The organism is Serratia sp. 121840015-1, from assembly GCF_053627655.1.
The window spans coordinates 20,727-39,567 of record NZ_JBSEYF010000001.1 but is presented as its reverse complement, the minus strand read 5'-3'; the positions used below and the strand labels follow the sequence as shown (position 1 = coordinate 39,567).

The window sequence follows — 18,841 nt, the reverse complement described above, 5'->3', positions numbered from 1 at the left end:
GGGTGATGTAGCGCAGCGGCTGGCATCGAACAGGACGAATAGCATCCGTAAGTATCCAGGATTGATGAACCCTTCATCACAGTTGGATACAGGCGGTGCCTCACTCCACGTGTCGCCCGATGCTTGATAAAGCCGTTTGCACGGTCTGTTATCGGTTTGGTTGGACGATAGGCACCATTTCTTTGGCATCATTCGGAGGCTTATGAGGCGATTTGCCGTCTAATTACGGCGCCGTCATAAAAAGTTGAATGAGCAACCGACGAGAATAATGCACGTTACGTGCCAACTTTTCAATAAAAATAATAACAACATGATTTTATTAAAAAATAAAATTATACCCGTAAGTTTCTTTGCGCATCACGCCCCGATGAGCGATGAAAAAAACGCCGCGCTGTCGCCAAATGCAGACAATTAAAGCCAAACCCGATTACCACCAATAAAATCAATTAGTTAAATGTCTCCATTTAGCGACAGAGGAAATAGCGCCTGTCGCAAAATGCAGACACTGCCGCCAATCGCCGAACGCCGGCCATAAAAAAGGGCGCAATTGCTTGCGCCCTCTGTCCGGTGGTGGCCGTCTTAGCCCAGTTGCTTACGGGCGTTGCGGAACATGCGCATCCACGGGCTGTCCTCGCCCCACTCTTCCGGGTGCCAGGAGTTGCTGACCGTGCGGAACACGCGTTCCGGGTGCGGCATCATCACCGTGGCACGCCCGCTGGCGCTGGTCACGGCGGTAATGCCGTTCGGCGAACCGTTCGGGTTAGCCGGGTAAGCTTCCGTCACCTGACCGGCGTTGTTGACGAAACGCAGCGCCACCAAACCGTGGCTTTCCAGCGCCGCCAGATGCGCCGCATCGCGCACTTCGACATGCCCTTCACCGTGGGAAACGGCGATCGGCATACGCGAACCGGTCATGCCCTGCAGGAACAGCGACGGGCTGGCCGCCACTTCCACCAGGCTGAAGCGCGCCTCGAAACGATCCGACAGGTTGCGCACAAAACGCGGCCAGTGTTCTGCGCCCGGGATCAGCTCGCGCAGGTTGGACATCATCTGACAACCGTTGCACACGCCCAGCGCCAGCGTCTGCGGACGGTGGAAGAACGCTTCGAACTCGTCGCGTACCCGCTCGTTGAACAAGATAGACTTCGCCCAACCTTCGCCGGCGCCCAGGACGTCGCCGTAAGAGAAGCCGCCGCAGGCCACCAGCGTGTGGAAGTCCTGCAGATCGCGGCGCCCTGCCAACAGATCGCTCATGTGCACGTCCACCGCGTCAAAGCCGGCGCGGTGGAACGCCGCCGCCATTTCAACGTGGGAGTTCACCCCCTGCTCACGCAGCACCGCCACTTTCGGGCGAGCGCCCTTGGCGATGTACGGCGCGGCGATGTCTTCCTCCGGTGCGAAGGTCAACTTCACGTTCAGGCCGGGATCTTGTTCATCCTGCTTGGCCTGATGCTCCTGATCGGCACACGCCGGGTTGTCGCGCAGGCGCTGCATCTGCCAGGTGGTTTCCGCCCACCAGGTGCGCAGCGTATTGCGGCTTTCGCTGTACAGCGCCTTGCCGTGTTGGGTGATGACGAAACGATCGCCGGCCTGCACGCTGCCGATGTGATGCACGTTGTCGGTCAGTCCGTGCTGAGCGAACGCCTGCTTCACGTCGTCGAGACGTTCGGCGCTCACCTGGATCACCGCGCCCAGCTCTTCGTTGAACAGCACCGCCAGCGCATCGTCGCCGAGGCCGTCGAGATTGACGTCCACACCGCAGTGACCGGCGAAGGCCATCTCCGCCAGCGTCACCAGCAGGCCGCCGTCGGCGCGGTCGTGGTAAGCCAGCAGCGCTTGATCGGCCACCAGCTGCTGCATGGCGTTGAAGAAGCCCGCCAGCTGCGCAACGTTGCGCACGTCGGCCGGTTTGTCGCCCAGCTGGCGGTAAACCTGCGCCAGCGCGGTGGCACCCAGCGCGTTATGGCCGTTGCCCAGGTCGATCAACAGCAGCGCGCTGTCGCCCTTATCGGTGCGCAGCTGAGGCGTCACGGTGTGGCGCACGTCCTCCACGCGGGCGAAAGCGGTTATGACCAGCGACAGCGGCGAGGTCATTTCGCGCTGTTCGTTGCCTTCCTGCCAGCGGGTTTTCATCGACATGGAGTCTTTGCCCACCGGGATGGTGATGCCCAGCGCCGGGCACAGCTCTTCGCCCACCGCTTTCACCGCTTCGTACAGGCCGGCGTCTTCGCCCGGGTGGCCGGCGGCGGCCATCCAGTTGGCGGACAGCTTCACGCGCTTCAGGCTGCCGATTTCGGTGGCAGCCAGGTTGGTCAGCGCTTCCCCGACCGCCAGGCGGCCGGAGGCGGCGAAGTCCAGCAGCGCCACCGGCGCACGTTCGCCGAGCGACATCGCCTCGCCGTAGTAGCTGTCCAGGCTGGCGGTAGTGACCGCACAGTCGGCTACCGGTATCTGCCACGGGCCGACCATCTGGTCACGCGCCACCATGCCGGTAACGGTGCGATCGCCGATGGTGATCAGGAAGGTTTTCTCCGCAACGGCCGGCAGATGCAGCACGCGTTTCACCGCGTCGGCCAGCGTGATGTTCTCACGCTGCACCGGCTGGCCATTCGCCTGCAGGCGGGTAACGTCGCGGGTCATTTTCGGCGTCTTGCCGAGCAGCACGTCCAGCGGCATGTCGATCGGCTGGTTGTCGAAGTGACGGTCGTTCAACGTCAGGTGCTGTTCTTCGGTCGCTTCGCCGATCACCGCATAAGGTGCGCGCTCACGGCGGCAGATCTCGTCGAACTGCGCCATCTGCGCCGGGGCAATCGCCATCACGTAACGCTCCTGCGATTCGTTGCACCACACTTCCAGCGGGCTCATGCCCGGCTCGTCGTTGAGGATATCGCGCAGCTCGAAGCGGCCGCCGCGGCCGCCGTCGCTCACCAGCTCCGGCATGGCGTTGGACAGGCCGCCGGCACCGACGTCATGAATAAACAGGATCGGGTTCTGGTCGCCCAGCTGCCAGCAGCGGTCGATCACTTCTTGACAGCGGCGCTCCATTTCCGGGTTGTCGCGCTGCACCGAAGCGAAGTCCAGATCGGCATCGGACTGACCGGACGCCATCGACGAGGCCGCGCCACCGCCCAGGCCGATATTCATCGCCGGGCCGCCCAGCACCACCAGCTTGGCGCCGACGGTGATTTCCCCTTTCTGCACGTGATCGGCGCGGATGTTGCCGATGCCGCCCGCCAGCATGATCGGTTTGTGGTAGCCGCGCAGCTCGACGCCGTTGTGGCTGTTGACGCGCTCTTCATAGGTACGGAAGTAGCCCAGCAGCGCCGGACGACCGAATTCGTTGTTGAACGCCGCGCCGCCCAGCGGGCCTTCGGTCATGATATCCAGTGCGGTGACAATGCGTTCCGGCTTGCCGAAATCCTGCTCCCACGGCTGTTCAAAGCCGGGAATACGCAGGTTGGACACCGAGAAGCCCACCAGGCCGGCTTTCGGCTTGGCGCCGCGGCCGGTAGCTCCCTCGTCGCGGATCTCGCCGCCGGAGCCGGTCGCGGCGCCCGGCCACGGCGAGATCGCCGTTGGGTGGTTGTGGGTTTCTACCTTCATCAGGATGTGCGCTTCTTCCTGATGGTAATCGTATTTGCCGTTCTCCGGTGCGGCGAAGAAGCGGCCGACCTGCGAGCCTTCCATCACCGCGGCGTTGTCTTTATACGCCGACAGCACGTAGTCCGGCGTCTGCTCATAGGTGTTCTTGATCATCTTGAACAGCGATTTAGGCTGCTGTTCGCCGTCGATGATCCAATCGGCGTTGAAAATCTTGTGGCGGCAGTGCTCGGAGTTGGCCTGCGCGAACATATAAAGTTCGATATCCGTCGGGTTGCGCCCCAAACCGGTAAAGGCATTCAGCAGGTAGTCGATCTCGTCCTGCGCCAGCGCCAGGCCGAGCCGGACGTTGGCCTGCTCCAGCGCGGTGCGCCCTGCGCCCAGCACGTCGACAGACTGATACGGCGCCGGCTGATGGTGCGCGAACAGCTGTTCGGCCTGTTGCAGCTCGCTGAAGACGGTTTCCATCATGCGATCGTGCAGCAGCGCGGCGAGCTGGCGCCACTGGGTTTCCGTCAGCTCGGGCGCCTTGACGTAGAACGCCAGGCCGCGCTCCAACCGCAGCACCTGCTGCAGACCGCAGTTGTGGGCGATGTCGGTGGCTTTGGAAGACCAGGGAGAAATGGTGCCCGGACGCGGCGTGACCAGCAGCAACCGGCCTTCAGGGGCATGTTCGGCGAGAGAAGGACCGTACTTGAGCAGCCGCTGAAGTTTGGCGTGTTCTTCGGCACTGAGCGGTGCGCTAACATCGGCAAAGTGGACATACTCGGCGTAGATATCACTGACGGGCAGGTGGGCGTCCTGGCAGCGGGACAGCAGTTTGGTAATGCGAAAAGCCGATAAAGCGGGCGAACCACGCAGAATTTCCATAATCAAAGTTCTCTCGTCTTCGAAGCGGCGGATAAGACGCTTCATTGGGCGCAACAGGGGAAAACGCGCGCCATTATAGAGAATCCTCGCCGCCGACGAAACCGTTTGCGTAGGGATTATTGATAAAAGCGTGCCGCACCGTCGAATTGTCATAACGTGTCAATAAAGTTGCACACTGGCGTTTTGTTGCGCAAAATGCCCCCCGCACTGGTGATTTAACCATGAGAAAAGTCGCGGTTGTCGTCGCCGGTGTACCTGTGCCACCACTGGATAACTATTTGAAACGTCTTAAAATAAACTACATCCTCATCGGCGTTGTCACCCTGCTTCTGGCTCTCGCGCTGTGGCCCAATATCACCTGGCGCAGCGGCCAGGGCGGGCAGCTCCAGGAGATCATTTCCCGCGGCGAGTTGCGTATCAGCACGCTGAATTCACCGCTGACCTATTTCAACACCAAGCAAGGGCCGGGTGGGCTCGACTACGAACTGGCGAAGCGCTTCGCCAACTACCTCGGGGTGAAGCTGGTGGTGATCCCCCATCAGAACATCAATGACCTGTTTGACGATCTGGACGATGACGACGCCGACCTGCTGGCGGCCGGCCTGATCTACAACCAGGAGCGCCTCAGCCGCGCGCGCACCGGCCCGGCCTACTACTCCGTTTCCCAACAGCTGGTGTACCGGCTGGGCACCCCGCGGCCGAAAAACTTCGCCGACATTAAAGGCAAGCTGGCGGTCGCCTCCGGTTCCGCGCACGTCAGCACGCTAAAGCAGCTCAAGCAGGATAAATACCCGGATCTCGCCTGGGAGTCCTCCAGCGATCTCACCTCCAAAGAGCTGCTGGAGCGAGTCGCCGACGGCAAGCTGGACTACACCCTCGGCGATTCGGTAACCATCGCGCTGCTGCAGCGCATCCATCCGCAGCTGGCGGTGGCGTTCGACGTCACCGACGAAGAGCCGGTCACCTGGTACCTCAAACGCGACGGCGACGACAGCCTGTACGCGGCGATGCTGGACTTCTACAGCCAGATGGTGGATGACGGCACCCTGGCGCGGCTGGAAGAGAAGTACCTCGGCCACGTCGGCAGCTTCGACTATGTGGACACCAAAACCTTCCTGTCGGCCATCGACTCGGTGCTGCCCAACTTCCGCCCGCTGTTCGAGAAGCACGCCAACGAGATCGACTGGAAGCTGCTGGCGGCCATCGCCTATCAGGAATCGCACTGGAATCCGCAGGCCACCTCGCCCACCGGCGTGCGCGGCCTGATGATGCTGACCCGCGCCACCGCCGATGGCCTGGGGGTCAACGATCGCCTCGATCCGGAAGAGAGCATTCAAGGCGGCGCCCTTTACCTGCAACGGCTGATGGCCAAGGTGCCGGACAGCGTGCCGGAAGACGAGCGCATCTGGTTCTCGCTGGCGGCCTACAACATGGGCTGGGGCCACATGCTGGACGCGCGCAAGCTGACCAAGACGCAAAAGGGCAACCCGGACAGCTGGGTCGACGTCAAGCAGCGCCTGCCGATGCTCAGCCAGAAGCGCTACTACCCGCAGCTGACCTACGGCTATGCGCGCGGGCGTGAAGCCTACAACTATGTAGAAAACATCCGCCGCTACCAGGTCAGTCTGGTGGGCTATCTGCAGGAAAAAGAGAGAAAGGCGGCGCAAGCGGCCGCCGAGCAAGAGGCGTTGGGGAAAGGCTACCCGACGGTGATGCCGGAACTGGCGCTCAACTACTGATTATTCCGGCTTATCCGCCGCCCGCTGCGCCAGCCTGAGCGCTTTTTTCTGTTCACGGCGCAGGCGGAAGAAATTGCTCAGGGTGGCGGCGCATTCGTCCGCCAGCACGCCCGAGACGATCTCCACCTGATGGTTCATGCCCGGATGGCGCAGAATGTCCACCAGCGAACCGGCCGCGCCGGTTTTCTCGTCGGCGGCGCCATACACCAGCCGGCGGATACGGCTGTGCACCATCGCACCGGCGCACATCACGCAGGGCTCCAGCGTGACGTACAGCGTGGCGTTCAGCAAACGGTAGTTTTGCAGCACCGCGCCGCCCTGGCGCAGCGCCATGATCTCGGCGTGTGCGGTAGGATCGTGTCGGCCGATCGGGCGGTTCCAACCCTCGCCGATGACCTGATTGTCCAGCACCAGCAGCGCACCCACCGGCACCTCGCCCTCTTCCTGCGCGCGCAGGGCCAGCTGCAATGCCTGACGCATCCAGTACTCATCGTTATATTCAGTCATCGCATAATTCCTCGTGCGCTTTTGCGGCGGGCATTATACACACTAGCCTCCCTTTGTCGTAGCCACCCGCCAATGGCTATACTGGCCGAATCAGCGTGTGATTCAGGGACAAGAAGCATGAAACTCAGTAAAAAGAACGCGGTCGTGGTGCGCAAGGCGCTGGACGGTTGGGTGGGAGAAGGCGCCTTGACGCCCGAACAACGCCAGCAACTGCTGCAGCATGTGGCCGTGCAGCCTTTCGACTGGCGGCGGCTGGCGCGCTATGCGTTTCTCGGCGCGCTGGCCTCGCTGCTGATCGCCGTCACCAGCCTGTTCGCCGACAGCGAACTGCTTGCATGGCTCAGCGGACTGTTCCGCTTCGACGCGCCGGTGCGCATGGCGATCGCCGGCATACTGGCGGCGCTGGCCTACGTCTGGGCGCTGCGTCGCCGCCGGCGCCACCCGGAAAAACGCTACGGCAATGAGGCCGCGCTGTTTGTCGCCGTGTTGCTTACCGCCTGCGCCTTATGGCAGCTGGGGGTCTGGCTGGATAACGGCAGCGGCCGGGTTTCCGTGCTGCTGCTGTTCGCCGCGCTGCTGTACGGCGCGATCGGCTGGTTCAGCCGCTCCGGGCTGGTGTGGTGGTTCGCCCTGCTGTCGCTCGGCAATGCCTTCGGCGCCGAGACCGGCTACCTGTCCGGCTGGAGCGCCTACTGGCTCGGCATGAGCTACCCGATTCGCTTTATCGCCTTTGGTGCGGTGCTGATCGCCGCCGCGCTGCTGTTGCGGCCGCTGTTGGCGCAACGCGGCCTGCAGCGGGTGTCGCTGGCGATGGGCCTGCTGTACCTGTTTATCGCTCTGTGGCTGCTGTCTATCTTCGGCAACTACGGCGATCTCGACAGCTGGTACAGCGCGCGCCAGATCGAGCTGTTCCACTGGAGCCTGCTGTTCGGGCTGGCCGCCCTCGCCGCCATCTGGCTGGGGTTGAAGCATGACGACGCCATGCTGCGCGGCTTCGGGCTGACCTTCCTCGGCATTAACCTGTATACCCGTCTGTTCGAGTTTTTCTGGGACAGCATGCCGAAGGCGGTTTTCTTCGTGCTGCTCGGCCTGAGCCTGTGGGCGCTGGGGCATTATGCGGAGAGGATTTGGCAGCTGGGGCGCAAGCCGCACGACGTGACCGACGACTGATCGCGCTGCCGATAAAAACAGAAAGGGCGGAATCTTCCGCCCTTGGTTTATTCCAGCTGCTGCAGCTCGCCCTGCTTGCTTACCCGCCAGCGGTGCTCGCAAAAGAACAGCAGCGGATTATCCTGCTTGCTGTCGCTGTAACCGCTGTACAGCTTCAGCGGCGCACCGAGCCGCTGCTCGAGCTGCACCACTTTCTGGGCTCCCAGGCAGCGCAGGGTCAAGACCCAGCCGCCGCAGCGGCGCGTGATGCGGCTGCCGATCAACCGCACCCGCGGCAGAAACGCCGAATCGCGATACACCTGCTCCACCAGCCGCTCCGGCGAGCCGGTAATCAGCCACACTTCGGCATCGTGCTCCTCCAGGTACTGCCGCAGCCGCATTTGCACCACCGGAAATGCGGTCACCTTCTGACGAAAGGCCTCGATAAACTGCCGCTCCAGCGCCTTGAGCTTCGCTTCGGAACGCCCAAAGGTGATCGCCCACAGCAGCAGGCTCATCGGCCAACGCGCGGCGCGCCCCAGCAGCAGCAGCGCCAGACCGATCGGCAGCAGCAGCGGTATCACCAGCAACAGGTTCAGCGGTAAGCGGCGCAGCAGAAAACGCAAGAAACTGCCGAACATATCTTCCTGATGCAGGGTGCCGTCCAGATCGAAAAAGACCACGCGGCGCCCCTCTGCGGCCGGTTGTTGCTGCTTGTCGCTCAAACGCTACTCCTCGGGATCGTTGAACCCCATCATCCAGGTGAAGAGAAAACCGGCGATAATCGTAATCAGCATCCCCGCCAGATACAACATCACCTTACCTGAGACGATGGTCAACGCCAAAGGCAGCCCCGAAATGCCGAAGGTGATCACCGTCGCCACCTTCCAGTAGCTGATCAGCGCTCCGCCAACCGCACCGCCGAGGCAGGCGCCGATAAACGGCCGGCCCAGCGGCAGCGTCACCCCGAAGATCAGCGGCTCGCCGATGCCGAGAATGCCGACCGGCAACGCCCCTTTGATCACCTTTTTCAGCCGCGCATTGCGGGTTTTCAACAGCACCGCCAGCGCTGCCCCCACCTGCCCAACGCCGGCCATCGCCAGGATCGGCAGCAGCGGGTTGGAACCGTGCGCCTGCACCAGCTCGACGTGGATCGGCACCAGCCCCTGATGCAGGCCGGAGAGCACCAGCGGCAGGAACAGCCCCGAGAGCAGCGCTCCCACCAGCAGCCCGCCCTTGTCGATCGCCAGATTGGCACCGTGGGCGATGGCGTCGGAGATAATGCCGCCGATCGGCTGCAGAATCAGGATCGCCAGCGAGGCGGTGACCAGCGTGGTCAGCAGTGGGTTAAGGATCAGTTCGACCGATTCCGGCAGCAGCGTGCGCAGGCGTTTCTCCACCCAGCACATTAACGCTACCACCAGCAGCACGGCGATCACCCCGCCGCGCCCCGGCTGCAACGCCTCGCCGAACAAGGTAATCTGCGCCAGCGCCGGGCTGGAGAGAATGCCGGCCATCACGCCGCCCATTGCCTGAGAGCCGCCGAATACCCGCGCGGCGTTGACCCCGACCAAAATGTTCATGATGGCGAACACCGCGCTGCCGAAGATCGCCAACAGCCCCAGCACGTTCGGGTAGTCCACCGCCAGCTGGCCGGCGATGTCAGGCCGTTTCAGCAGGTTGATGATGCCAGTGATCAGGCCCGAGGCGATAAACGCCGGGATCAGCGGAATAAAGACATCGGCCAGTTTTTTCAGCGCGCCGCTCATCGGCGCAGCATATTTCTGTTTGGCCTGCGCTTTGGTGCGGGCGGCGTCACCGACGGCGGCGACCGATTGCACGTCACCGCTCAACAGCCCGCGCATGGCGTCCACCACCTTGGCGGCGGCGCCTGGGCCGACGATAAACTGATGCTGCTCACCTTGCTTGATATAGCCCTTCACGCCGGGCAGCTGCCTGAGGGCGGCCAGATCCAGGCGCTGCTCGTCGCTGACCTCGACGCGCACCCGCGTCATGCAGTTCTCCAGTTTGAGGATATTACCCTCGCCCCCCACGCCCGCCAGGATCTGTGTCGCCAATGCCGTTGTCTTGTCCATCGCCGCCCCCACCGTGAATTAACGCGCCAGCGCTGCGCGCAGGTAGCCGTCGCGCCGCTGCAGCCGCTGCTGCGCCTCTTCAGCGCTGACGCCGGCCAAAAGCATCAGGATCGCCGGTTTGACTTCGAAGCCGGTCTGCGCCAGCGCCGCCTCCGCCTGAGCGCGTTCGGCGCCGGTCGCCTCTACCACGATGCGGCAAGCGCGATCCACCAGTTTGACGTTGGTGGCCTTCACGTCCACCATCAGGTTCTGGTAGACCTTGCCCAGCTTGACCATCGCGCCGGTCGACAGCATGTTGAGCACCAGCTTCTGCGCAGTGCCGGATTTCAGACGCGTCGAGCCGGTCAGAGCCTCCGGCCCCACCACCGGCGAGATCGCCACCTGCGCTTCGTGCGCGATCGGCGAATCCGGGTTGCAGGAGATGGCCGCCGTCGGGCAGCCCAGCCCGCGCGCATAGCGCAGTGCGCCAATCACATAAGGCGTGCGCCCGGAGGCCGCCAACCCCACCACCATATCGACGGCGGTGAGGTTAAGCGCCCGGAGATCGGCTTCGCCCAAAGCTTCGTCGTCTTCCGCCCCCTCCACCGCTTTAAGCAGCGCGCCCGGCCCGCCGGCGATCAGCCCCACCACCACGCCGTGCGGCACACCGAAGGTCGGCGGGCACTCGGAGGCATCCAGCACGCCCAGGCGGCCGCTGGTGCCGGCGCCCAAATAAATCAGCCGCCCACCAACCTTCAACGCCGCCGCCGCCAAATCGACCGCCTGCGCGATCGCCGGCAGCACCTTTTCGATCGCCTCCGGCACCTTGCGGTCTTCCTGGTTAAAGCAGCGGACCATCTCCAGCGTCGACATCTCATCCAGCCTCATGGTGGCCGGGTTGCGGGTTTCCGATACCAGTGCGCCTAAGTTCATCTGTTCACCTTTGAATTTTTAATTCACAAAATTAAGTCAATATTTGAATATTTTATTCAACAAAGCGAGCGCTATTTGCTATTTTAACGACGAGCTCACAAAAATTTTCACCGCGCGTTTTCGCCGCCTGCGTGGCAAAATGGCCGCTGGTTTCCAGGGAAAGATCAATGAGTACCCTTCTGCGCATTCGCCAGATGTATCCGACACTGGCGCAAAACGACCGCAAGCTGGCGGATTTTTTGCTGAACAACGCCGAGCAGGCGCGCCATCTCAGCTCGCAAAAGCTGGCCCAGCTGGCCGGCATCAGCCAGTCGAGCGTGGTGAAGTTCGCCCAAAAACTGGGCTATAAAGGTTTCCCGGCGTTGAAGCTGGCGCTGAGCGAGACGCTGGCCCAGCCGCAGGCCGAGCCGGTCGTGACCGTTCACAACCACATCCTCAGCAGCGACACGCTGAAAACCGTCGGTGAAAAGCTATTGGCGGAAAAGCAGGCGGCGCTGCGCGCGACGCTGGACATCAACAGCGAAGAGCGGCTGCATCAGGCGCTGGACATGCTGCGCCAGGCGCGTCGGGTAATGCTGATCGGCATCGGCGCTTCCGGGCTGGTGGCCAAGGATTTTTCCTTCAAGCTGCTGAAAATCGGCGTGATGGCGGTGGCCGAAGCGGACATGCACGTTCAGCTGGCGGCGGTGCAGGCGCTGGACAAACGCGATCTGCTGCTCGCTATCTCCTTCAGCGGCGAACGGCGTGAAATCAATCTGGCGGCGGAAGAGGCGCGCCAGGCCGGCGCCAGGGTGTTGGCGCTGACCAGCTTTTCTCCCAACGGCCTGCAGCAGCGCGCGGATCACTGCCTCTACACCATCGCCGAAGAGCCCCACACCCGCAGCGCGGCCATCTCTTCCAGCACGGCCCAGTACGCTCTCACCGATCTGCTGTTTATGGCGCTGATCCAGCACGATCTCGATCATGCCCGCGACCGCATCAAGCACAGCGAACAGTTAATGAAAAAGTTGGTTTAACCGGTATAATGCCGCTGCGAAAATACCCCTGTTAATAATGAGAGATACGCCATGGCCCTGCTAATCACACGCAAATGCATCAACTGCGACATGTGCGAGCCGGAATGCCCGAACCAGGCGATTTCGATGGGCGATGAGATTTATCAGATCGATACCGATCGCTGCACCGAGTGCGTCGGCCATTATGATACGCCGACCTGTCAGCAGGTTTGCCCGATCGACAATACCATCATCACCGATCCGCAGCATCGCGAGAGCAACGAACAGCTGTGGGACAAGTTCGTGGTGTTGCACCACGCCGATCGCATTTAATCCGCCGCAGGACTGACAAGGGCGCCACAGGCGCCCTTTCTCTTTTCAGCTTTCGACGATCACCGTCGCGCAGGCGTAGCGCCGTTCGTCGGCCAGCGAAACGTGGATCGCGGCGACCCCCATCTCCCCGGCCAGCTCGGCGGCGCGGCCGTGCAAACGAATATTCGGCTTGCCCAACGCATCGTTGAACACTTCGAACTGATTGAACGCCAGGCCGTTGCGAATGCCGGTGCCGAACGCCTTGGCGGCGGCCTCTTTCACGGCGAAACGTTTGGCCAGAAAGCGAATCGGCTGCTGGTGCTGCTGATACAGCGCCCACTCGGCGTCGCTCAGCACGCGGCGTGCCAGACGATCGCCGCTGCGCTCCACCACCGCTTCGATACGCGCCATCTCGACGATGTCGGTACCCAGCCCGAGCACCGCCATTACCGACGCGCTTCCCGCATCAGCACTTTCATGTCGGCAACCGCGGCCGGCAGCCCGCACATCACCGCCTGGCCGATAATTGCATGGCCGATGTTCAGCTCGTGCATTTCCGGCAGCGCGGCAATCGGCTGCACGTTGTGGTAGGTCAGGCCGTGGCCGGCGTTGACCTTCAGCCCCTTCTCGGCCGCGTAGGCGGCGGCTACCGCGATGCGGCGCAGCTCGGCCTGTACCGCCAGCTCGCCCTGCGCTTCGGCGTAGGCACCGGTGTGGATCTCGATATAAGGAGCGCCCACCGCCACCGCCGCGTCGATCTGGCGATGATCGGGATCGATGAACAGCGAGACCAAAATGCCCGCCTGCGCCAGGCGCTCAACCGCCACGCTCATTTTGTCCAGCTGGCCGGCGACGTCCAGGCCGCCTTCGGTGGTCACTTCTTCACGCTTTTCCGGCACCAGGCAGCAGAAGTGCGGCTTCAGCTCAATGGCGATATCCAGCATCTCGTCGGTCACCGCCATCTCCAGATTCATGCGCGTCTGGATGGTCTGGCGCAGCAGGCGCACGTCGCGGTCGGTGATGTGGCGGCGGTCTTCGCGCAGATGCACGGTAATGCCGTCGGCCCCCGCCTGTTCGGCAATGAATGCCGCCTGAACCGGATCCGGGTATTGGGTTCCGCGCGCGTTACGTAACGTGGCGATGTGATCGATATTGACGCCCAGCAGCAAATCAGCCATGACAACCTCTAAATACGATTTTCAGTGCCAGCAGTTTACACGCGGGCGCAGGGCGGCAAAAGGGGAAAAGGTCAGGCGTCGTCGACCGGCGTATTCGGCTGTTTGCGCACGAACTGGCGGAACAGTTCGCGGCTCTTCAACGGCTTGCCGCCGAGGTAGGGTTTCAGCGCCATACGGGTGAAACGCTTGGCGGCGCGCAGCGTCTCGGCATCGGGAAACTGCCGCTCCGCCAGCGCGCGCAGTTCGCGCCCGGTGAAGCTGTAGTGATCCACCACCAGGCTGGCGATAAAGCCTTTCTCTTCGCGGTAACGATAGGTCATGGCATCATCCACCGGCAGGCCGCTGCCGGCGCAGTGCAGGAAATCGAGGCCGTAGCCCAGGTGATGCAGCAAGGCCAGTTCGAACTGACGCAGCGCCTGTTCCGGCGAGCTGTCTTCCGCCGCCAGCGCCTGCAGGCATTGCAGATAGTCGAAGAACAGCACCGAGTAGTTGGTTTCCTGCTCCAGCACGCGCGCCAGCAGTTCGTTCACGTACAGGCCGCTGTAAAGCATCATGCCGCTGAGGGGTAAACCGAGGGAGACCGCTTCGGCGTTGCGCAGCGTTTTCACTTCGCCGCGGCCGCCCCAGCGCACTAACAGGGGGGTAAAGGGCTGCAGGCAACCCTTCAGATTGGAACGGCGGCTGCGCGCGCCTTTCGCCAGCAAGCGCACCCGCCCATGACCTTCGGTAAACAGATCCAGCATCAGACTGGTTTCACTGTACGGCCGCCCATGCAGGACGAAAGCGCGCTCCCAGCCGTCCACGGATCGTTACTTCAGATCGTCAACATAGCCTAGGCTGCGCAGCGCACGTTCGTCGTCCGCCCAACCGGATTTCACTTTCACCCACAGCTCGAGATGCACTTTGGCGTCGAACATCTGTTCCATGTCCTGGCGCGCTTCGATGCCGATGGTTTTGATCTTGGCGCCTTTGTTGCCGATGACCATTTTCTTCTGGCCTTCGCGCTCGACCAGGATCAGGCCGTGCACATCGTAGCCGCCGCGATCGTTAGCCACGAACTGTTCGATTTCCACCGTCACCGAATACGGCAGCTCTTCGCCCAGGAAACGCATCAGCTTCTCGCGGATGATCTCGGACGCCATAAAGCGCTGCGAGCGATCGGTGATGTAGTCTTCCGGGAAGTGGTGTTCCGCTTCCGGCAGCAGCTTGCGCACGATGCCGGCGATGGTGTCGACGTTCATCCCTTTCTCGGCGGAGATAGGCACCACGTCGAGGAAGTTCATCTGCTGGCTGAGGAACGCGATGTGCGGCAACAGCTTGGATTTGTCGGTGACGTTATCAACCTTGTTGATCGCCAGCAATACCGGGCAACGCAGGCTGCGCAGCTTGTTGACCACCATTTCGTCGTCGGCGGTCCAGTTGGTGCCTTCGACCACGAAGATCACCAGTTCGACGTCGCCGATCGAGCTGCTGGCCGCGCGGTTCATCAAGCGGTTGATGGCGCGTTTTTCTTCGATGTGCAGCCCAGGGGTGTCGACGTAGATCGCCTGATAGGCGCCATCGGTGTCGATGCCCATGATGCGGTGACGGGTCGTCTGCGGCTTACGCGACGTAATGGAAACCTTCTGCCCCAGCAGTTGGTTCAGCAACGTCGATTTGCCCACGTTCGGGCGGCCGACGATGGCGATAAACCCGCAGTGTTGTTTTACTTCGCTCATTCAAGCTCCAGCTTTTTCAGCGCTTGTTCCGCTGCCGCCTGCTCGGCTTTACGGCGGCTCGAGCCGGTGCCCACCACGGGCTCGCTCAAACCACTCACCTGGCAGTGGATGGTAAACTCTTGGTCGTGCGCTTCACCGCGAACCTGCACCACCAAATAAGAAGGCAACGGCAGATGACGCCCCTGCAAAAACTCCTGCAAACGGGTTTTCGGGTCTTTCTGCTTATCACCGGGGCTGATTTCGTCCAACCGGCTGCGATACCAGTCCAAAATCAGACGCTCGACGGTCTGGATGTCGCTGTCCAGGAACACGCCGCCGATCAATGCCTCCACCGTATCCGCCAGGATTGACTCGCGGCGGAACCCGCCACTTTTCAATTCGCCCGGCCCCAGCCGCAGACATTCGCCCAGGTCAAACTCGCGCGCCATCTCCGCCAGCGTGTTGCCGCGCACCAGCGTGGCACGCATGCGGCTCATATCGCCCTCGTCTACGCGAGGAAAGCGGTGATAGAGCGCATTGGCGATGACAAAGCTCAGAATCGAGTCACCCAGAAACTCAAGACGTTCATTGTGTTTACTGCTGGCGCTGCGGTGAGTCAAAGCCTGCAGTAAAAGCTCCTGCTGTTGAAAAGTGTAGCCCAGCTTCCGCTGCAGCCTGTTTATTACGATGGGGTTCATGAGTTACCAATAGATCAAGAATGCGTCAAAAACTTGCAGCATACGGAACAGGCCTGCTTCGCCGAAAGCCGATCCAAAGCTGTTTCGTTTGCAGTGGCTCCCAGCAGGAGCCAACTTTTTATCGCTCGAGAAAGTATTCTACAACGAGTGGAAACATAATGCTGTGTTTATATCCCCTTAATCTTTCACGCCGCAGTAGGCTGCGGCGTGAAATAGACAGAGAATAAGTCAGCGATTAATGAATGCCGCCGATCCGGCTGAAACGCACGCCGGTAGGCCACTCACCTTCCTGCTTTTCAAAGCTCATCCAGATGGCCGTGGCTTTACCCACCAGATTCTTCTCCGGCACAAAGCCCCAGTAGCGGCTGTCCGCGCTGTTGTCGCGGTTGTCGCCCATCATGAAGTAATGCCCGGCCGGCACCACCCACTCCGCCAGCGGTTTGCCCGGCTGTTGGTAGTAAGCGCCCACCTGATCCTGCGTGCCCGGCACGGTCAGGATGCGGTGGGTCACGTTGCCCAGGCTCTCCTGACGCTCGCGCAGACGAATGCCGCCCTGCGGCACGTTGTCGTTCAGCGGGATTTGGTAGAAGCCGTTGCTGGCCTCACCCATGCCGCTGCGGCTGAACAGCTGCACGAAGTCGCTCGGCTGGGCGTCCGCGTAGGTCACCGCCAGCGCGGTATCGCAGGACTGCCCGCTGTTGCAGGACGGCTGCACCGTAACGCGCTTATTCACCGGATCGTAAGTAATACGATCGCCCGGCAGGCCAATTACGCGCTTGATATAATCCAGCTTCGGATCCAGCGGATATTTAAATACCGCAATATCGCCGCGCTTCGGATGGCCGGTTTCAATGAGCGTGGTCTGGGTAATCGGATCTTTAATGCCGTAGGCATATTTCTCCACCAGAATGAAATCGCCAATCAACAGCGTCGGCATCATTGAGCCGGACGGGATCTGGAACGGTTCGTAAATAAACGAACGCACCACAAAGACCAGCAACAGCACCGGGAACACCGATGCGCCAGTCTCTACCCAACCAGGCTGCTTCGCCACTTTCGCCAGCGTTTTATCGTCTACGGCGCCCGCGGTCTGCTCGTTGACCGCCGCGATCTTCGCGCGGCGGGCCGGCGCCCATTTAAAGCGCTCGAAGCACCAGATGATCCCGGTGACCAGGGTGGCCAACGCCAGGATCAGGGCAAACATATTCGCCATGCAAACTCCCTCGTTTCGCGAACTCGTCGCGGTTACTTGCCGTCTTTACCAACGTGCAGAATGGCCAGGAACGCTTCCTGCGGCAGCTCGACGTTGCCGACCTGCTTCATGCGTTTCTTACCGTCTTTCTGTTTCTGCAGCAGCTTTTTCTTACGGCTGACGTCACCGCCGTAGCATTTCGCCAGCACGTTTTTACGCAACTGCTTCACGGTGGAACGCGCGATGATGTGCGTGCCGATCGCCGCCTGAATCGCGATGTCGAACTGCTGACGCGGGATCAGATCTTTCATCTTCTCCACCAGTTCACGGCCGCGATACTGCGAGTTGTCGCGGTGGGTGATCAGCGCCAGCGCATCCACGCGCTCGTTGTTGATCAGCACGTCCACGCGCACCATGTCGGAAGCCTGGAAGCGCTTGAAGTTGTAATCCAGCGACGCATAACCGCGCGACGTGGACTTCAGGCGGTCGAAGAAGTCGAGCACCACTTCCGCCATCGGGATTTCATAGGTCAACGCCACCTGGTTGCCGTGGTAGACCATGTTGGTCTGCACGCCGCGCTTCTCAACGCACAGGGTGATGACGTTGCCCAGGTATTCCTGCGGCATCAGCATGTGGCATTCGGCGATCGGCTCGCGCAGTTCCTGGATATTGTTCAACGGCGGCAGCTTGGACGGGCTGTCGACGTAGATCACTTCTTTGCCGGTGGTTTCCACTTCGTAGACGACCGTCGGCGCGGTGGTGATCAGATCCAGATCGTATTCACGCTCCAGACGCTCCTGAATGATCTCCATGTGCAGCAGGCCGAGGAAGCCGCAGCGGAAGCCGAAGCCCAGCGCAGTGGAGCTTTCCGGCTCGTAGAACAGGGAGGCGTCGTTGAGGCTCAGTTTGCCCAGCGCATCGCGGAAGGATTCATAGTCGTCGGAGCTGATCGGGAACAGACCGGCGTACACCTGCGGCTTCACTTTCTTGAAGCCCGGCAGCGCTTTATCCGCCGGCTGACGCGCCTGCGTCAAGGTATCGCCCACCGGCGCGCCGAGGATGTCTTTAATCGCACAGACCAGCCAGCCTACTTCGCCGCAGTTCAGCACGTCGCGATCGACCTGCTTCGGCGTGAAGATGCCCAGGCGATCGGCGTTGTACACCTGGCCGGTGCTCATGACCTTGATCTTGTCGCCCTTGCGCAGCGTGCCGTTCTTGACGCGCACCAGAGAGACGACGCCCAGGTAGTTATCGAACCAGGAGTCGATGATCAGCGCCTGCAGCGGCGCATCCGGATCGCCCTGCGGCGGCGGGATGTCGCGCACCAGGCGCTCCAGCACCTCGGGCACGCCGACGCCGGTTTTGGCCGAGCAGCGCACCGCATCGGTAGCGTCGATACCGACGATGTCTTCGATTTCCTGTGCGGCGCGATCCGGATCGGCGGCCGGCAGGTCAATCTTGTTCAGTACCGGCACCACTTCCAGATCCATTTCGATCGCGGTGTAGCAGTTGGCCAGCGTCTGGGCTTCTACGCCCTGACCGGCATCCACCACCAACAGCGCGCCTTCGCAGGCCGCCAGCGAGCGGGAAACTTCATAGGAGAAGTCAACGTGGCCGGGGGTGTCGATAAAGTTGAGTTGATAGGTCTGCCCATCCAGCGCCTTATAATCCAGCGTCACGCTCTGCGCTTTGATGGTGATGCCGCGCTCGCGCTCCAGATCCATGGAATCGAGCACCTGCGCGGCCATTTCACGGTCGGACAAGCCACCGCAGATTTGGATAATGCGGTCAGACAGCGTCGACTTACCGTGGTCAATATGGGCAATAATGGAGAAATTTCGTATATGCTTCATTATAAAAGTTTTTCTGCCTTGGTATTTCTGAATTACTCGCCTA

General features: G+C 61.6%; 16 protein-coding genes. 4 read left to right on the top strand and 12 right to left on the bottom strand.

The genetic code is table 11. The features are described from left to right. Positions 1 to 579: 579 nt before the first annotated feature. Positions 580 to 4,473 (bottom strand): phosphoribosylformylglycinamidine synthase, encoded by a 3,894-nt coding sequence (gene purL, locus ACUXAC_RS00200; RefSeq protein ID WP_197814707.1) that lies wholly within the window; start codon positions 4,471 to 4,473, stop codon positions 580 to 582. A 275-nt stretch (positions 4,474 to 4,748) separates the two neighbouring features. Between purL and mltF the strand changes: the two genes are divergently transcribed. Next, positions 4,749 to 6,209, top strand: a complete 1,461-nt coding sequence (mltF, locus tag ACUXAC_RS00195) for a membrane-bound lytic murein transglycosylase MltF (RefSeq protein ID WP_084827256.1) — start codon at positions 4,749 to 4,751, stop codon at positions 6,207 to 6,209. Here mltF and tadA read toward each other — a convergent pair whose 3' ends face one another. Continuing rightward, positions 6,210 to 6,716, bottom strand: coding sequence for a tRNA adenosine(34) deaminase TadA (gene tadA, locus ACUXAC_RS00190; protein ID WP_015378796.1), 507 nt, complete (start codon positions 6,714 to 6,716; stop codon positions 6,210 to 6,212). 117 nt (positions 6,717 to 6,833) lie between these two features. On the opposite strand from tadA, the gene ACUXAC_RS00185 reads away from it, so the two are divergent. Beyond that, positions 6,834 to 7,886, top strand: coding sequence for a DUF2157 domain-containing protein (locus tag ACUXAC_RS00185; RefSeq protein WP_225529416.1), 1,053 nt, complete (start codon positions 6,834 to 6,836; stop codon positions 7,884 to 7,886). 47 nt (positions 7,887 to 7,933) lie between these two features. On the opposite strand, the gene yfhb is transcribed toward ACUXAC_RS00185, so the two are convergent. The 3 genes from yfhb to murQ are packed head-to-tail and all read right to left on the bottom strand — an operon-like array spanning position 7,934 to position 10,873. After that, entirely contained in the window at positions 7,934 to 8,590 is a 657-nt protein-coding gene (gene yfhb / locus ACUXAC_RS00180; RefSeq protein ID WP_141959967.1) for a phosphatidylglycerophosphatase C, read from the bottom strand. Between the two features lie 3 nt (positions 8,591 to 8,593). Next, positions 8,594 to 9,961 carry a PTS transporter subunit EIIC gene (locus ACUXAC_RS00175; protein WP_240023625.1) on the bottom strand — a complete coding sequence of 456 codons (1,368 nt, stop codon included), beginning with the start codon at positions 9,959 to 9,961 and terminating at the stop codon, positions 8,594 to 8,596. Between the two features lie 18 nt (positions 9,962 to 9,979). Then, on the bottom strand, positions 9,980 to 10,873 hold the full coding sequence (gene murQ, locus ACUXAC_RS00170) for an N-acetylmuramic acid 6-phosphate etherase (RefSeq protein WP_443017434.1): 894 nt from the start codon (positions 10,871 to 10,873) through the stop codon (positions 9,980 to 9,982). A 167-nt stretch (positions 10,874 to 11,040) separates the two neighbouring features. Here murQ and ACUXAC_RS00165 point away from each other — a divergent pair, with 167 nt between their 5' ends. Both ACUXAC_RS00165 and ACUXAC_RS00160 read left to right on the top strand, forming a co-directional pair. Next, entirely contained in the window at positions 11,041 to 11,889 is an 849-nt protein-coding gene (locus ACUXAC_RS00165) for a MurR/RpiR family transcriptional regulator (protein ID WP_033654299.1), read from the top strand. Between the two features lie 51 nt (positions 11,890 to 11,940). Continuing rightward, positions 11,941 to 12,201: a YfhL family 4Fe-4S dicluster ferredoxin gene (locus ACUXAC_RS00160; RefSeq protein WP_100396630.1), complete on the top strand. Its 261-nt coding sequence runs from the start codon at positions 11,941 to 11,943 to the stop codon at positions 12,199 to 12,201. Positions 12,202 to 12,246: 45 nt separating this feature from the next. On the opposite strand, the gene acpS is transcribed toward ACUXAC_RS00160, so the two are convergent. The 7 genes from acpS to lepA form a co-directional block, all read right to left on the bottom strand. Beyond that, positions 12,247 to 12,627, bottom strand: a complete 381-nt coding sequence (gene acpS, locus ACUXAC_RS00155; protein ID WP_019452319.1) for a holo-ACP synthase — start codon at positions 12,625 to 12,627, stop codon at positions 12,247 to 12,249. Continuing rightward, positions 12,627 to 13,358 carry a pyridoxine 5'-phosphate synthase gene (gene pdxJ / locus ACUXAC_RS00150; protein WP_047730060.1) on the bottom strand — a complete coding sequence of 244 codons (732 nt, stop codon included), beginning with the start codon at positions 13,356 to 13,358 and terminating at the stop codon, positions 12,627 to 12,629. Before pdxJ ends, acpS begins: the two co-directional genes overlap by 1 nt. Positions 13,359 to 13,429: 71 nt before the next feature. Next, on the bottom strand, positions 13,430 to 14,161 hold the full coding sequence (gene recO, locus ACUXAC_RS00145) for a DNA repair protein RecO (protein ID WP_004929165.1): 732 nt from the start codon (positions 14,159 to 14,161) through the stop codon (positions 13,430 to 13,432). 6 nt (positions 14,162 to 14,167) lie between these two features. Continuing rightward, the gene (gene era / locus ACUXAC_RS00140; RefSeq protein WP_004929162.1) at positions 14,168 to 15,076 is read right to left on the bottom strand and encodes a GTPase Era; all 909 of its coding nucleotides are present in this window, start codon (positions 15,074 to 15,076) and stop codon (positions 14,168 to 14,170) included. Beyond that, complete coding sequence (gene rnc / locus ACUXAC_RS00135; protein ID WP_004929158.1) at positions 15,073 to 15,753, bottom strand: ribonuclease III; 681 nt, start codon at positions 15,751 to 15,753, stop codon at positions 15,073 to 15,075. The genes era and rnc overlap by 4 nt, the downstream gene beginning before the upstream one ends. A 235-nt stretch (positions 15,754 to 15,988) precedes the next feature. Then, a complete protein-coding gene (gene lepB / locus ACUXAC_RS00130; protein WP_033644122.1) occupies positions 15,989 to 16,966 on the bottom strand; it encodes a signal peptidase I in 978 nt (325 codons plus the stop codon). Positions 16,967 to 16,998: 32 nt separating this feature from the next. Then, entirely contained in the window at positions 16,999 to 18,798 is a 1,800-nt protein-coding gene (lepA, locus tag ACUXAC_RS00125; protein ID WP_033635625.1) for a translation elongation factor 4, read from the bottom strand. Between the last annotated feature and the right edge of the window lie 43 nt (positions 18,799 to 18,841).

Excerpts from the sequence above, each read along its gene's own strand:
- tadA (WP_015378796.1), bottom strand. The coding sequence starts at position 6,716 with ATGACTGAATATAACGATGAGTACTGGATGCGTCAGGCATTGCAGCTG.
- ACUXAC_RS00185 (WP_225529416.1), top strand. The coding sequence starts at position 6,834 with ATGAAACTCAGTAAAAAGAACGCGGTCGTGGTGCGCAAGGCGCTGGAC.
- ACUXAC_RS00175 (WP_240023625.1), bottom strand. The coding sequence starts at position 9,961 with ATGGACAAGACAACGGCATTGGCGACACAGATCCTGGCGGGCGTGGGG.
- murQ (WP_443017434.1), bottom strand. The coding sequence starts at position 10,873 with ATGAACTTAGGCGCACTGGTATCGGAAACCCGCAACCCGGCCACCATG.
- ACUXAC_RS00165 (WP_033654299.1), top strand. The coding sequence starts at position 11,041 with ATGAGTACCCTTCTGCGCATTCGCCAGATGTATCCGACACTGGCGCAA.
- ACUXAC_RS00160 (WP_100396630.1), top strand. The coding sequence starts at position 11,941 with ATGGCCCTGCTAATCACACGCAAATGCATCAACTGCGACATGTGCGAG.
- acpS (WP_019452319.1), bottom strand. The coding sequence starts at position 12,627 with ATGGCGGTGCTCGGGCTGGGTACCGACATCGTCGAGATGGCGCGTATC.
- pdxJ (WP_047730060.1), bottom strand. The coding sequence starts at position 13,358 with ATGGCTGATTTGCTGCTGGGCGTCAATATCGATCACATCGCCACGTTA.
- era (WP_004929162.1), bottom strand. The coding sequence starts at position 15,076 with ATGAGCGAAGTAAAACAACACTGCGGGTTTATCGCCATCGTCGGCCGC.
- rnc (WP_004929158.1), bottom strand. The coding sequence starts at position 15,753 with ATGAACCCCATCGTAATAAACAGGCTGCAGCGGAAGCTGGGCTACACT.
- lepB (WP_033644122.1), bottom strand. The coding sequence starts at position 16,966 with ATGGCGAATATGTTTGCCCTGATCCTGGCGTTGGCCACCCTGGTCACC.
- lepA (WP_033635625.1), bottom strand. The coding sequence starts at position 18,798 with ATGAAGCATATACGAAATTTCTCCATTATTGCCCATATTGACCACGGT.